This window comes from Microbacterium sp. (genome assembly GCF_047607225.1).
GTDB lineage: Bacteria > Actinomycetota > Actinomycetes > Actinomycetales > Microbacteriaceae > Microbacterium.
Map to the genome: position 1 here is coordinate 1 of NZ_JASGDO010000036.1, position 13900 is coordinate 13900.

Genomic DNA, 13900 nt, shown 5'->3' on the forward strand with positions numbered 1-13900 from the left:
CGGGGACGGAGGCGGCGGCCGCCGGCGCGACGGCGGCGCCGGGCTGACCGTGCGCGAGGACGCGGGCGACGAGCAGTTCGAGCTGCAGGCGCGGAGACGTGGCACCGGACATGTCGTCGAGTGCGGCCACGACGATGTCGGCGATCCGCGAGAGCCGCTCGGTGCCGAAGGCGGTCGCCTGAACCCCCATGCGCTCGAGCTCGTCAGCCGGGACGCCGCGGAGGACGGCGGAGGCGCCCGCACCCGTCGCCGAGACGATGATCAGGTCGCGGAGACGTTCGAGGAGATCGTCGACGAACCGGCGCGGATCCTGCCCGGTCTGCACCACCCGGTCGACCGCTCCGAAGGCCGCGCCCGCGTCGTGGGCGGCAAAGGCGTCGACGACCTCGTCGAGGAGCTCACCGTGGGTGTAGCCGAGCAGGGCCACGGCACGCTCGTAGCCGACGGCGCCGTCGTCGGAACCGGCGATGAGCTGGTCGAGGAGCGAGAGCGTGTCGCGGGGAGAGCCACCGCCCGCCCGCACGACCAACGGCAGCACGCCCGGCTCGACCGTGACGTTCTCGGCCGTGCAGAGCTGCTCGACGTACTCGAGCATCGCCGCGGGCGCCACGAGACGGAACGGATAGTGGTGCGTGCGGGAGCGGATGGTCCCGATCACCTTCTCGGGCTCGGTGGTGGCGAAGATGAACTTGACGTGCGCGGGCGGCTCCTCGACGAGCTTGAGGAGGGCGTTGAAGCCCTGCGCCGTCACCATGTGCGCCTCGTCGAGGATGAAGATCTTGAACCGGTCGCGAGCGGGGGCGAACACGGCCCGCTCACGGAGATCACGCGCGTCGTCGACGCCGTTGTGGGATGCGGCGTCGATCTCGACGACATCGAGGGAGCCCCCGCCGCCACGGCTGAGCTCGACGCAGCTGTCGCACGTTCCGCACGGGGTGTCGGTGGGGCCTGCGGCGCAGTTGAGGCACCGGGCGAGGATGCGAGCGGACGTGGTCTTTCCGCAGCCGCGGGGGCCGGAGAAGAGGTACGCGTGCCCGACGCGATCGCCGCGCAGCGCCGTCATGAGCGGATCGGTGACCTGTGACTGCCCGATCATCTCGCCGAAGGTCTCTGGCCGGTAGCGGCGATACAGGGCGGTGGTCACCCCAACAGACTACGGCGTACCGGGGACATCGCGCCGGGCGCGGCGAGCGAGGGAGGGAAGAACCAGCCCGCACACGACGTTGGGGATGACGTGTCCGTGGGAGAGGTCGAGGTCGTCGTCATCGGTGCGGGCCAGGCCGGACTCTCGGCGGCCTACCACCTCCGCCGCCGCGGCTTCGTTCCCGAGGGAGAGGACGCCGCGCCCGGAACGCCCAGGTTCGTCGTGCTCGATGCCGAGCGCTCCCCCGGGCGGCGCGTGGCAGCACCGCTGGCCCTCGCTGAGGATGGCGACCGTCAACGGGATCCATGAGCTCCCGGGCGCGACGGTTCCGCCGGCCGACCCGCGGGCGCCGAGCCGCGAGGTCCTCCCCGCCTATTTCGGCGACTATGAGGAGCGCTTCTCGCTCCGTGTGCGGCGGCCCGTGCACGTGACGGCCGTACGGCGCGCCGACGACGATCCGCACGGCCGGCTCCGCGTCGAGAGCGACCACGGGGTGTGGGCAGGCAGATTCGTCATCAACGCCACCGGTACCTGGCGCCGGCCGTTCTGGCCGCACTATCCGGGTCAGGAGCTCTTCCGCGGGCGACAGCTGCACGTGCACGACTACCGCTCGGCCGACGAGTTCGCCGGCACACGCGTCGTCATCGTCGGCGCCGGAGTGTCGGCCGTTCAACTGCTCGAAGAGATCTCCCACGTCGCCGACACCTTCTGGGTGACGCGGAGGGAGGTCGTGTGGGATGCGACCGAGTTCGACACCGCAGCCCGCATCACCGCGATCGCCGGGGTGGAGGAACGGGTGCGCCAGGGCCTCCCGCCGGGGAGCGTCATCTCGGTGACGGGCCAGCACTGGACGCCGTGGGCGGAAGCGGCGCGCGACCGCGGGGTGCTCGTCCGCCACCCGATGTTCGTGTCGATCGAAGAGCAGGGCGTGCGCATGCCCGACGGCTCCTTGGAGCCGGCCGAGGTCATCCTGTGGGCCACCGGGTTCCGCGCGGACATCGCTCACCTCTCCCCCCTCGGATTGCGCACCGCCGCCGGCGGCATCCGCGTCGCGCAGGGCCGCGCGATCGATGAGCCACGCCTCTTCCTGATCGGCTACGGCCCCTCGCAGTCGACGGTGGGAGCCAACCGCGCGGGGCGGGACGCCGTGCGCGCGATCCTCGCCGCGCGCACGGCGCTCACGGCATGAGCTCCGTGCGCGCCCCGGCGAGACCGGTCAGGAGTCGACGCCGAGGTTGCCGTGCTCGGCGGGGTGACCGGCGACGACGTTGGCCCCCGTGATGACGGGAATCGTGGACGTGTTCGTGGAGATGGGCACCGAGGCCGAGATCATCGACCCGTCCTCGCGCAGCTGCTCGCCGATGTCACCCAGGGTCGGACGCCCCGGCCGGACGGGGCCCTGGCCATCGAGCGGCACCACGACCGTCTCGCCTCCGGCGACCGCGTAGCCCTTCCCCCGCACCTCGAACGACACCGACTCTCCGGGACCCGCCACGACCGTGAGGGCGTCGGCGGTGACGGTGATCTTCAGCTCCGTGCCGTGCCAGTGCAGCGTGTACGCCAACGAGGGCCAGTCGGCGGGAAGACGCGGATCGAACGACAGGTCGCCGAAGTGATCGCGCATGCCTCCGAATCCCGAGACCAGCGCGGTCCACACCCCGCCGGCGGAGGCGACGTGCACGCCGTCGGCCGCGTTGTGATGCAGATCACCGAGGTCGACGAAGATCGACTCGTTGAAGTACTCCAGCGCGAGGTCCTGATAGCCCACTTCGGCCGCGAGGATCGACTGCACGACCGCCGACAGAGTGGAATCGCCCGTGGTCAGCGGGTCGTAGTACTCGAAGTCGGCGAGCTTCTCGGCGTCGGTGAAGTGATTGCCCTGGAGGAACAGGGCCAGCACGACGTCGGCCTGCTTGAGCACCTGGTAGCGGTAGATCACGAGCGGGTGGAAGTGCAGCAGGAGGGGTCGCTGCTCCGCGGGCGTGTTCTCGAGGTCCCAGACCTCGCGCTCGAGGAAGACGGCGTCCTGCGGATGGATCCCCAGCGCTTCGCTGTAGGGGATGTGCATGGCCTCGGCGGCCGCGTCCCAGCGATCGGGTTCGCTCGGGTCGAGACCGAGACGGTCGACCATGCGCGCGTACTCCGCCGGGGCGGTCTCGGCCATCTCCTGCACGACCCGCGCCGCGAAGCGCAGGTTGTAGCGGGCCATCACGTTGGTGAAGAGGTTGTCGTTGACGACGGTCGTGTACTCGTCGGGACCGGTGACACCGTGGATGTGGAACACCTCCGGCTCGCCGACCTCGTTGTACCGCCAGAAGCCGAGCGTCGTCCACAGCCGGGCGGTCTCCACCGCGATGTCGACGCCCTCGCGGTGGAGGAACTCGTCGTCGCCGGTGGCCCGGACGTACTTGCCCAGGGCGAAGCTGACGTCGGCGTTGATGTGGTACTGCGCGGTGCCGGCGGCGTAGTAGGCCGACGCCTCCTCGCCGTTGATGGTCCGCCAGGGGAAGAGAGCGCCCGCCTCGTTGAGCTGTCCGGCACGCTTTCGCGCCGACGGCAGCATGAGGTAGCGCATCCGCAAGGCGTTTCGCGCCCACAGCGGGGTCGTGTACATCAGGAAGGGCAGGACGTAGATCTCGGTGTCCCAGAAGTAGTGGCCGCTGTAGCCGGAGCCGGAGACACCCTTGGCGGGCACGCCCTGACCGTCTGCGCGGGCGGCTGCCTGCGCGAGCTGCCACAGGCACCAGCGCGTCGCCTGCTGCAGGTCGTCGTGACCTTCGATCACGACGTCGGAACGCTGCCAGAATCCCTCGCACCACTGCGCCTGCCGGTCGAACTGGACCTGCACCCCTTCCGAGGCCACGCGGTCGAGACTGCGACGTCCGCGGTCGACGAGCTCACGAGCCGGCACACCGCGGGACGTGTGATAGCTCACGAGCTTGGTGACAGTCACGGGCACGCCGGCCTTGGCCTGCACGCGGAAGACGTTCTTGGCGATGTCCGGCTCGGTCAGCATGCGTGCCGAGTACTCGTTCTCGGTCTCGATGACGTGGTCGGCGACGACGGCGATCGTCATGCCGGACGAGGTCACGCGGTACGACAGCGCGGAACGCAGGCCGTCGTGCCAGTACTCCTCGGGCTGGAGGACCCGCTCGTCGATCTTCTCGGCCTTGCGCGGGTCGAAGGCGGCCGTGGCGGCCTTGCCGGTCTTGGGAGCCCCTCCCCCGTAGACGTCCTGGCCGTCCTGCCGATTGATGATCTGGCAGCTGATCGTGACCGGCGCATCGGCGTTGAGCACCGTGACGGTCACCTTCATGACGGCGAGGTGCTTCTCCTCGAACGAGACGATGCGCTCGAAGTCGACGACGACGTCCTTGCCGCTCGGCGTCATCCATCGCACGTGGCGGCTGAGCACCCCCGTCCGGAAGTCGAGCGAGCGCTCGTACTCCCGCACGTCGGCGACGTCGAAGGACAGCGGCTCGTCGTCGACGTAGACGCGCATGACCTTGGCGTCGGGGGCGTTGATGATCGTCTGCCCGACCTCGGCGAACCCATAGGCCTGCTCGGCGTGGCGGATCGGGAAGATCTCGTGGAACCCGTTCACGAAGGTGCCGTGCTCGTGCGCGTGACGGCCTTCGGGATGGTTACCGCGCAGACCGAGATAGCCGTTGCCCTGAGCGAAGAGGGTCTCGGTGACGCCGACGTCGTCGATGGAGAAGCTGCTCTCGACGAGCCGCCACGGGTCGACGGGGAAACGATCGCGGTCGATCATGTGACTCCTCCGGTGTGAAACGCGGGTGGGTGAGGTGGGTGGGTGCGGTGCGGTGAAGCGGCTCGGACGGGCGCTGCTCAGGAGAGAAAGGCGGACAGATCGTCGACGACGACGTTCGCTCCCGAGGCGAGGAGGGTCTCGGCGCCCACGCCCCGGTCGACGCCCACGACGAGAGCGAATCCGGCGGCGGCGGCGGACTGCACGCCGGAATGGGCGTCTTCGACCGCGGCGCTGCGTGCCGGGTCCACCCCGAGCAGACGTGCTCCTTCGGCGAAGACGTCGGGGGCGGGCTTGGACGGCAGGTTCTCGCGCTCGGCGATCACGCCGTCCATCACGACGGGGAACAGCTCTCGGATGCCGGCGACCTGCAGCACCTCTTCCGCGTTCTTGGAACTGGAGACGACGGCCACGGGGACTCCCGCCGCGCGCAGGCGGTTCACGAGGGCGAGCGAACCGGGATAGGGCGCGATGCCGTCCGTCCGCAGGACGCGGGAGAACACCTCGTTCTTGCGGTTGCCGATGCCGCACACGGTGTCGGCGGTCGGCGGATCCGACGGGTCACCCCAGGGCACCTCGACGTCGCGCGAGCGCAGCAGGCTCGCGACGCCGTCATAGCGCTTCTTGCCGTCGAGGTACTCGAAGTAGTCGCGCTCGGTGTAGGCGGGGGTGATGCCCCACGCGGTGAACAGATCGGTGAACATCGTGGCCCACGCGTGCATGTGCACGTCGGCGGTCGGGGTCAGGACCCCGTCGAGGTCGAAGAGCACGCCGTCGAACGTCGTCAGATCCGGGAGCGATGCGGCTGTCACCCGTCCAGCGTAATGGCCGACACCCGCGCGAGCGAGACGCGCGGAGCCGGTCATCCCCGGTCGATGACAGACAGCGTCTGCCGGGCGATCTCCAACTCCTCGTTGGTGGGGACGACGAGCACCGTGACGGCGGAATCGTCGGTGGAGATCACGCGGGTGCCGCGCACGCGTGCGCCGTTGCGCTCCGGATCGACGTGCACCCCGAGGAAGCCGAGAGTGGCGAGGGCCTCGGCACGCACGAGCGGAGAGTTCTCCCCGACACCGGCGGTGAAGGAGATCACGTCGACTCCGCCCATCTGGGCGATGTAGGAGCCGATGTAGGCACGCAGGCGGTGGATGTAGACGTCGAAGGCGAGCATCGCCGCACCGTTGCCGGCCTCGCGGCGATCCTCGATATCGCGCATGTCGGAGACACCGGCAAGGCCCAGCATTCCGCTCCGCTTGTTGAGGAAGGTGTCGAGCTGACCGGGGCTCATCTCCTCGCGGCGAGCGAGGACCAGGAGGATCGACGGATCGATGTCGCCCGATCGGGTTCCCATCACGAGACCCTCGAGCGGCGTGAGACCCATCGAGGTCTCCACCGAGTGACCCCCGTCGACGGCGGTCACCGACGCACCGTTGCCGAGGTGGAGCACGATCTGCTTGAGCTCCTTGAGCGGCCGCTCGACGAAGTCCGCCGCGGCACGACTGACGAACTTGTGACTGGTCCCGTGGAAGCCGTACCGGCGGATGCGGTGCTTGCGGGCGAGGTCGCGGTCGATCGCGTAGGTGTAGGCGGCGGGAGGCAGCGTCTGGTGGAACGCGGTGTCGAACACCGCGACGTGGGCGAGGTCGGGGAAGGCGGCGCGGGCGGCGCGGATGCCTTGGACCGCGCCGGGGTTGTGGAGCGGAGCCAGCACCGACAGCTCGTCGATGTTGATCTCGACCAGGTCGTCCACGAGCGTGGGCTGGAAGAAGCGCGCTCCTCCCTGGACGACGCGGTGGCCGATCGCGGCGGGCGGCTCCTCGACGAGGGAGGGACCGTTCTGCTCGAACGCCTCCAGCATCACCTGGAAGCCCGCGGTGTGGTCGGGGATGGGAAGCTCGCGCGACGACTCCGCGTCGGCATCGCCGCCGATCACCTTGTGGCGTGCGGAGCCGACGGGCTCGCCGATGCGCTCGACGAGTCCGGAGGCGAGCGAGCGCTCGCTCTCGACGTCGATCAGCTGGTACTTGAACGACGACGATCCGCTGTTGATGACCAAGACGACGGTCATGCCCCTGCCCCTCCTTCGGCCTGCGCCTGGATGGCGGTGATGGCGATCGTGTTGACGATGTCCTCGACCAGCGCTCCGCGCGAGAGGTCGTTGATCGGGCGATTGAGGCCCTGGAGGACCGGCCCCATGGCGACGGCGCCCGCCGAGCGCTGGACCGCCTTGTAAGTGTTGTTCCCCGTGTTCAGATCGGGGAAGACGAACACCGTGGCGCGCCCGGCCACCTGCGAGTCGGGCATCTTCGCCTTGGCGACGGCGGCGTCGGCGGCGGCGTCGTACTGGATCGGCCCCTCCACGAGCAGCTGCGGGGCGCGTTCGCGCACGAGCTCGGTCGCCGCCCGGACCTTGTCGACGTCGGCTCCCGAGCCGGACTCGCCGGTGGAATAGGAGAGCATCGCGATCCGCGGGTCGATGCCGAACTGCTGCGCCGTGGCGGCGGAGGAGACAGCGATGTCGGCCAACTGCTCGCTGCTCGGGTCGGGGATGACGGCACAGTCGCCATAGACGAGTACTCGGTCGGCGAGAGCCATGAGGAAGACGCTGGAGACGACCGAGACCCCGGGCTTGGTCTTGATGATCTCGAACGCGGGGCGGATGGTGTGCGCCGTCGTGTGCGCGGCACCGGAGACCATTCCGTCGGCGAGACCGAGGTGGACCATCATCGTGCCGAAGTAGGAGACGTCGGTGATGGTGTCGGCCGCCTTCTCGTACGTGACGCCCTTGTGCGCGCGCAGCTTCGCGTACTCGGTGGCGAAGCGGTCGACGGTGGCCGGGTCGAACGGGCTGAGGACGTGCGCGGCGGTGATGTCGAGTCCGAGCTCGACCGCGCGCCCCCGCACCTCCGCCTCCTCCCCCAGGATCGTGAGGTCGGCGATCCCGCGGGCGAGCACCGTGGCCGCGGCCCGGAGCACGCGGTCGTCGGAGCCCTCCGGGAGCACGATGCGCTTGCGCCGCGTGCGCGCGGTCTCCAGCAACTGGTACTCGAACATGAGGGGTGTCACGACGTTGGAGCTCGTCAGCCCGAGAGAGGTCGTCAGCTCGTCGGTGTCGACGTTCTTCTCGAACAGGGCGAGAGCCGTGTCGTACCGGCGCTGCGAGCCGGCGGCCAAGCGTCCGCGCGTCCCCATGACGCGCACGGCCGTGTCGTAGGTGTCGAGGTCGGTCTGGATGATCGGCAGCGCCGAGTCGAGTCCGACCATGAGCTTCTCGACGGCCTCGGGCAGCGGGAACGGCCCGTTGAGGATGATGCCGGAGATGGAGGGGAACGTTCCCGAGGAGTTGGCCAGCAGCAGGCCGAGGAGGATCTCGGTGCGGTCGGCGGGAACGATGACGATCGCGCCTTCGCGCAAGCGCGGCAGGATGTTGTTGAGCGACATGCCCGCCACCACGACGTCGAGCACTTCCCGTGTCAGGAGATCCTCATCGCCGCGCAGGAGCCTCCCCTCGAGCGACAGCATGACGTCGCGGACGGCGGGGGCGACCAGGAACAGGTCCTCGGGGATCGACCACACGCCCACCTCGGCTTCCCGGTGGCCGTCGGCGGCCGGGACATCGGCGACGACCGAGCGGATCGCGCCGTTGATGGCGTGGAGCTTGACGGGGTCGGCCCGGTTGGTGATGACCGCGAACAGCTCCGCCCGCTGGTTGCGCACTTCCGTGACGGCGAGCTCGGTGACCTGCGACAGCTGCTCGGGGGTGCGCGCGACGCTCACGCCGAGACGGTCCCCTTCGCTCGCACGGCCGTTGAGGACGAGGAGCACGGGTGCGCCGAGGTTCGCGGCGATGCGCGCGTTGTAACCGAGCTCGGACGTGGAGCCCACGTCGGTGAAGTCGCTTCCCACGATCACGACGGCGTCGCACTTGGCCTCGACGGCCTTGAAGCGCTCGACGATCTTCGAGAGGGCCGCGTCCGCGTCGCGGCGCACGTCGTCGTAGGTGACGCCGATGCACTCGTCGTACTTCAACTCGACGCCCACGTGGTCGAGCAGCATCTCCAGGACGTAATCGCGCTCGACCGTGGAGCGGGCGATCGCGCGGAACACCCCGACCTTCGGCGAGACACGGGTGAGGGCGTCGATCACCCCCAGGACGATCGTCGACTTGCCCGACAGACCTTCGGTCGACGTGATGTAGATGCTCTGAGCCACGCGTTCCAGCCTAGGCTCGGCGCGTCGTGACCGCCCTGTCCCCGCCCGGACAAAACCTGCCGACCTCGGGGAAACCGCTCGCAGGCCGCTCGACGTCCGCGGGGCCGCGACGAGACGCCCGGAAAAAGTAAGACTCTCCGCGAACCCGGCAGAGCCTGGTTACCCTTGCTACGTTTCCGTCCTGGGGGAGTTGGCCTGGATGCCGTCTCGCGGAGAGCTACTGCAAGTTTACCCGACGAGCCCGCCCGCCCCGTACCGCCCGGGTTAGCATCGAAGGACGCATCGATGCGGCGAAGGGGAACGCATGCTCGACAACCAGGTCGCTCCGGAGGATTTCGCGCGCGAGACGGAGGCGATCGTCGGGTCGGTGACGCGAGTGATCGACGGCAAGCCCGAGATCGTGCGGTCGGCGCTCGTCTGTCTGCTGGCCGAAGGCCACCTGCTCATCGAAGACGTGCCGGGCGTGGGAAAGACCATGCTCGCCCGCGCCCTGGCCGCCACGATCGATGCGACCGTGCGCCGCATCCAGTTCACCCCAGACCTCCTCCCGGGAGACGTCACCGGGGTCAGCGTCTTCAACCCGGTGGATCGGGTGTTCGAGTTCAAGCCCGGCGCGGTGTTCGCCCACATCGTGATCGCCGACGAGATCAACCGTTCCTCCCCCAAGACGCAGTCCGCGCTGTTGGAGGCGATGGAGGAGCACCGGGTCACCGTCGACGGGACGAGCAGGTCGTTGCCCGATCCGTTCCTGGTGGTCGCGACGCAGAACCCGCTGGAGATGGAGGGCACGTACGCCCTTCCCGAGGCCCAGCTCGACCGCTTCATGATGCGGGTCTCGATGGGCTACCCCGATGCCGAGTCCGAAGCGCTCATGCTCCGCCAGCGAGACACCGTCAACCCTCTCGACGACCTGCGCCCCGTCGTCACGGCCGAGCGCGTCAGCCAGCTCATCGGCTTCGCGCGGAACGTCCACGTCTCCCCCGCGGTGGAGGAGTACGCCGTCGGTCTCGCACGCGCGACCCGATCCCACCCCGACGTGCGTCTCGGGGCGAGCCCGCGCGCCACTCTCCAGCTCGTGCGGGCCGCGAAGGTGTGGGCCGCACTCGACGGACGCGACTTCGTGATCCCGGACGACGTCGCCGCTCTCCTGGAGCCGATCTTCGCCCACCGCATGATCGCTGCCCGGGGCAGCGGAGCCGGGCGAGGACGCTCGTCCGCCGAATCCCTCACCGCCGCACTCCGGGCGATCGCGTCGTCGGTGCGGGTGCCGCTGGCCGCGCACTGACCCGCCCATGGCCTCCCCCCGCCGAGCCACACGCCGCGCCCGCCGGGAGCGCGGTGTCACCCGCTGGCCGTTGACGCTGCGCGGCCTGGGCGCTCTCGCGCTCGCGGTGGCCTGCTTCGTCCTGGCCGCACGGTTCGGGGTGATCGAGCTCGTCTACGTCGGGGTGCTGATGCTCGCCATCGTCGGCGTGAGCGCCGCGACCCTCTACCTCGCGGGCCGCCGCGTGCGTGTCGCGCGCTCCTTCCATCCGGACCTCGCCACGACGGGCGACCCCGTGCACGTGCGGGCGCGGATGGAGATCCGCTCCCCTCTTCCCGTCGCGCAGGGGCGCTGGGAGGACCGGCTGGGTCCGGGGCTGGAAGGAGAGACCTCGGGGATCTTCCCCGCCACCGTCTCAGGAACCCGCGCCGGGGCCCAGGTCCGCGAGATCGAGATCGCGTACGACATCGTCGCCGCCCGCCGCGGGGTCCGCGCGGTCGGGCCTCTGACGGTGACCTCCACCGATCCTTTCGGACTCGTTCGCCGCACCACGACGGCGCGCGAGCCGTCGACGCTGACGGTGGCGCCGGCAGTGGTGACGCTGGAGAGCGTGTCGGACCTCCCGGGAAGCGCGGGCGGCCGGATGAGCGCCTCGACGAACCGTCTCGGCCAGGGCACCGACAACCTGATCCCCCGCCACTACGTCCCGGGCGACTCGATGCGCCGGATCCACTGGCGTGCCAGCGCACACCGGGACGAGCTCATGGTGCGGCAGGAGGAGCAGGAGACGACGCCCGAGGCGGTCGTGGTGCTCGACCGCGCAATGGCCCGTTGGAGCGATGCCGCCCTGCGCGCGCCCGGCGAGGACGAGCGGTTCGAGACGGCGGTGACCGCGACGGTGTCGGTCACCGCCCAGCTCGTCCGCGAGGGCTACCACGTGAGCATCCTCGACGTCGACGGTTCGCCCCTGGTGGAGCCCGTCGACGGCGGCGACGCCGCCGGGCTGAGGGAGCTGCTCTCGGCCTTCGCCACCGTGACCGCCCGTCGCGCCACCGATCTGACCGATCTCGCCCGACTGTTCTCCACTGCCCAGACCGGCCCCTTGGTGCTCATCACGGGCGACCTCGAGCCCGCCGACGTCGGCGCGCTGGCTCGCGTGCCGGCGCACAGCGCGCTGCCCGTCCTGATCTGCGTGACGGCCGGACCATCGACGGTGCCGTCGGAGGAGAGGCTGCGTGCGGCGGACACCGGGTGGCGGGTCGCCGCGATGACGCCGCGAGACGACCTCACCGCCGTGTGGTCGTCGGTGGCCGGAGGAGGCCGTCGTGTCCACGCCTGACCGCCTCCCCGCCCGCCCGGGTCGCGGCGCCCATCGACGGCCGCGACGCCGCGGCGAGCGTCGGCTCGCGCTCGCACTGTGGACGGCGATCGCCGCAGCCCTGCTCCCCGTTCTCGGCGTGGTCAGCGCCGGTCTCTGGGTGCTCGGCGCCCTCGCCCTCAGCGCCGTCATCCTCGTGCTGGCGGCGACACTGCGGCGTCTGCATGCTCCCGCGATCGCGGTGACCGCGGCGGCGACGGGGCTGTGGGCCGTCGCCGTCACGGCGGTGTTCTTCGGCGGACAGGCCCTGGCCGCCGTGATCCCGACGCCGTCCGTCTTCACCGCCGCGGCCGGGGCGGTGCGCCGCGCCGCGAGCGAGATCCTGCTGGGCGCCGCACCGCTGGAGGCCACCGCCGCCATGTCGTTCGTGCTCGTGGCCTCCGCAGGAGCGCTGACGGTGATCCTCGATCACGTCGTGGTGACCGCGCGGATGCCGCTCCTGGCGGCGATCGCTCTCGTGGCGGTATGGGTGATCCCGGCGGTGGCCGTGCCCCGCGGAGTCGACCTCCTGAGCTTCGTGCTCCTGGCGATCACCGTCCTCGTCCTGCTGCGCGCCGAGACGCGCACGAGGGAGGCCCCCGAACCGGGAACCTCCGGAGGCGTCACGACGCTCGCCGTGGCGATCGGCACCGTCGCGGTCGTGGTCGCCCTCATCGGGGCGCCGTCGTTGCCGGCACCCGTCGCGGCGGAGCCCGGCGCGGGAACCATCGCAAGCATCGACCCAACGCTGGATCTCGGCGACGACCTGCGGCGCAACAGCGACGTCCCCGTCCTCACCCTGTCGGGCGACTCCCCCGCGCCGCCCTACCTCCGCGTGGCCACCCTCTCCCTCTTCGACGGCAGCGTGTGGCGCCCCGACCGCTTGCGTTCGGTGTCGCTCGATGACGACGGCTTCGAGCCCCTCACCGTCGATGACGGCGTGCGCGTCGTGCAGTACACCACCCGGATAGACATCGCGGGGCTCGCCTCCGCCTACCTTCCGCTCCCCTACGCGGCCGTCGAGGTCACCGGGCTCGAAGGGGTCTGGCGCGGCGTTCCCTACAGCCGCACCGCCCTGAGCGGTCAGACGAGCGCCCGGGGACAGTCCTACGAAGTGACGTGGCAGACGGCTCGCCCCACAGCGGAGCAGATCCGCGCGGCGGAGGCACGCATCGATGACGTCGCGGTCGATGTCACGACCCTGCCTCCGGAGACCCCCGACGTGGTCGCCGAGCTGGCGAAAGAGGTCACCGCCGACGCGTCGAACGACTACGACCGGCTCATCGCGCTGCAGACCTGGTTCCGCGGGTCGGAGTTCTCCTACTCCCTCGATGCTCCCGTGCTCGACGGGTTCGACGGAACGGGATCCGACGCCGTGGCGGCGTTCCTGGAGGTGAAGGAAGGCTACTGCGTGCACTTCGCCGGTGCCTTTGCGCTGATGGCACGGGCGCTCGAGATGCCCTCCCGGATCGTCGTGGGATTCCTCCCCGGACCGATGGTGGACGGGGAGAACGGCCGGCGGGTCTCGGAGGTGACGACCAGTCAGCTCCATGCGTGGCCGGAGGTGTACTTCCAGGGCATCGGCTGGGTCGCTTTCGAACCGACGAAGAGCCTCGGCACCGAGACCCGATTCCTGCCCGAGAGCACGCCGGTGGACGACGGCGGCGAGGAGATCACGCCCCCCTCCGCCTCCCCCAGCGCGACGGCTCCCACGAGCACCGCCCCCGCAGCCCGCCCCGACGACGATCCGGGGAGGAACTCCGCCGGCGGGACTCCGATGATCGATCTGCGCCCGTACCTCGCGGCGCTCGGCATCGCCGTCGTGATACTCGGAACACCGATGCTCGTGCGGTGGGGCCGGCGCCGCTGGCTCGGCGGACGCGCACGGCGGGGCGACGTCGCGGCGGCGTGGCGCATGCTGCAGGAAGCGGCGATCGATCAGGGCATCGCGGTGCCGGCCGCCGAGTCGCCCCGCGCATTCGGCGCCCGCCTCGTCGCCGATCATTCGGCTCCGGAGGCCGAGATCGCGAGGCTCGTGTCGGCCATGGAGCGCGCGAGCTACGCACGGCCGGGCGACACGGCGCCGACACGGCTGGATCGCGACGCCGACCGCGCCCGCACCGCGATGCGCGACGCGCTCCCGCCGCGCGCACG

Annotated in this window: 8 protein-coding genes, 1 other RNA gene and 1 pseudogene; 4 read left to right on the forward strand and 6 right to left on the reverse strand. The window is 70.5% G+C overall.

The window, feature by feature from the left end; all coding sequences use genetic code 11:
- Positions 1 to 1144 (reverse strand): DNA polymerase III subunit gamma and tau (locus tag QM591_RS06570; RefSeq protein ID WP_415130814.1); only part of this gene is annotated, 1144 nt, incomplete at its 3' end.
- A gap of 90 nt (positions 1145 to 1234) precedes the next feature.
- Here QM591_RS06570 and QM591_RS06575 point away from each other — a divergent pair.
- Positions 1235 to 2333, forward strand: a pseudogene (locus tag QM591_RS06575) (NAD(P)-binding domain-containing protein).
- A 27-nt stretch (positions 2334 to 2360) separates the two neighbouring features.
- Here the strand turns inward: QM591_RS06575 and QM591_RS06580 are convergent.
- The 5 genes from QM591_RS06580 to ffs form a co-directional block, all read right to left on the reverse strand.
- Complete coding sequence (locus QM591_RS06580; RefSeq protein ID WP_415130818.1) at positions 2361 to 4916, reverse strand: glycoside hydrolase family 65 protein; 2556 nt, start codon at positions 4914 to 4916, stop codon at positions 2361 to 2363.
- A 77-nt stretch (positions 4917 to 4993) separates the two neighbouring features.
- Positions 4994 to 5725, reverse strand: coding sequence for an HAD family hydrolase (locus tag QM591_RS06585; protein ID WP_415130820.1), 732 nt, complete (start codon positions 5723 to 5725; stop codon positions 4994 to 4996).
- Positions 5726 to 5775: 50 nt separating this feature from the next.
- Complete coding sequence (locus tag QM591_RS06590; protein ID WP_415130822.1) at positions 5776 to 6981, reverse strand: acetate/propionate family kinase; 1206 nt, start codon at positions 6979 to 6981, stop codon at positions 5776 to 5778.
- Positions 6978 to 9125, reverse strand: a complete 2148-nt coding sequence (pta, locus tag QM591_RS06595) for a phosphate acetyltransferase (protein WP_415130824.1) — start codon at positions 9123 to 9125, stop codon at positions 6978 to 6980. The genes QM591_RS06590 and pta overlap by 4 nt, the downstream gene beginning before the upstream one ends.
- Before the next feature lie 125 nt (positions 9126 to 9250).
- Positions 9251 to 9347, reverse strand: an RNA gene (gene ffs, locus QM591_RS06600) — signal recognition particle sRNA small type.
- Positions 9348 to 9429: 82 nt separating this feature from the next.
- On the opposite strand from ffs, the gene QM591_RS06605 reads away from it, so the two are divergent.
- The 3 genes from QM591_RS06605 to QM591_RS06615 form a co-directional block, all read left to right on the forward strand.
- A complete protein-coding gene (locus QM591_RS06605) occupies positions 9430 to 10410 on the forward strand; it encodes an AAA family ATPase (protein WP_415130826.1) in 981 nt (326 codons plus the stop codon).
- 7 nt (positions 10411 to 10417) lie between these two features.
- Positions 10418 to 11728, forward strand: coding sequence for a DUF58 domain-containing protein (locus tag QM591_RS06610; RefSeq protein ID WP_415130828.1), 1311 nt, complete (start codon positions 10418 to 10420; stop codon positions 11726 to 11728).
- Positions 11715 to 13900 (forward strand): transglutaminase TgpA family protein (locus QM591_RS06615; protein ID WP_415130830.1); only part of this gene is annotated, 2186 nt, incomplete at its 3' end. The genes QM591_RS06610 and QM591_RS06615, both read left to right, overlap by 14 nt.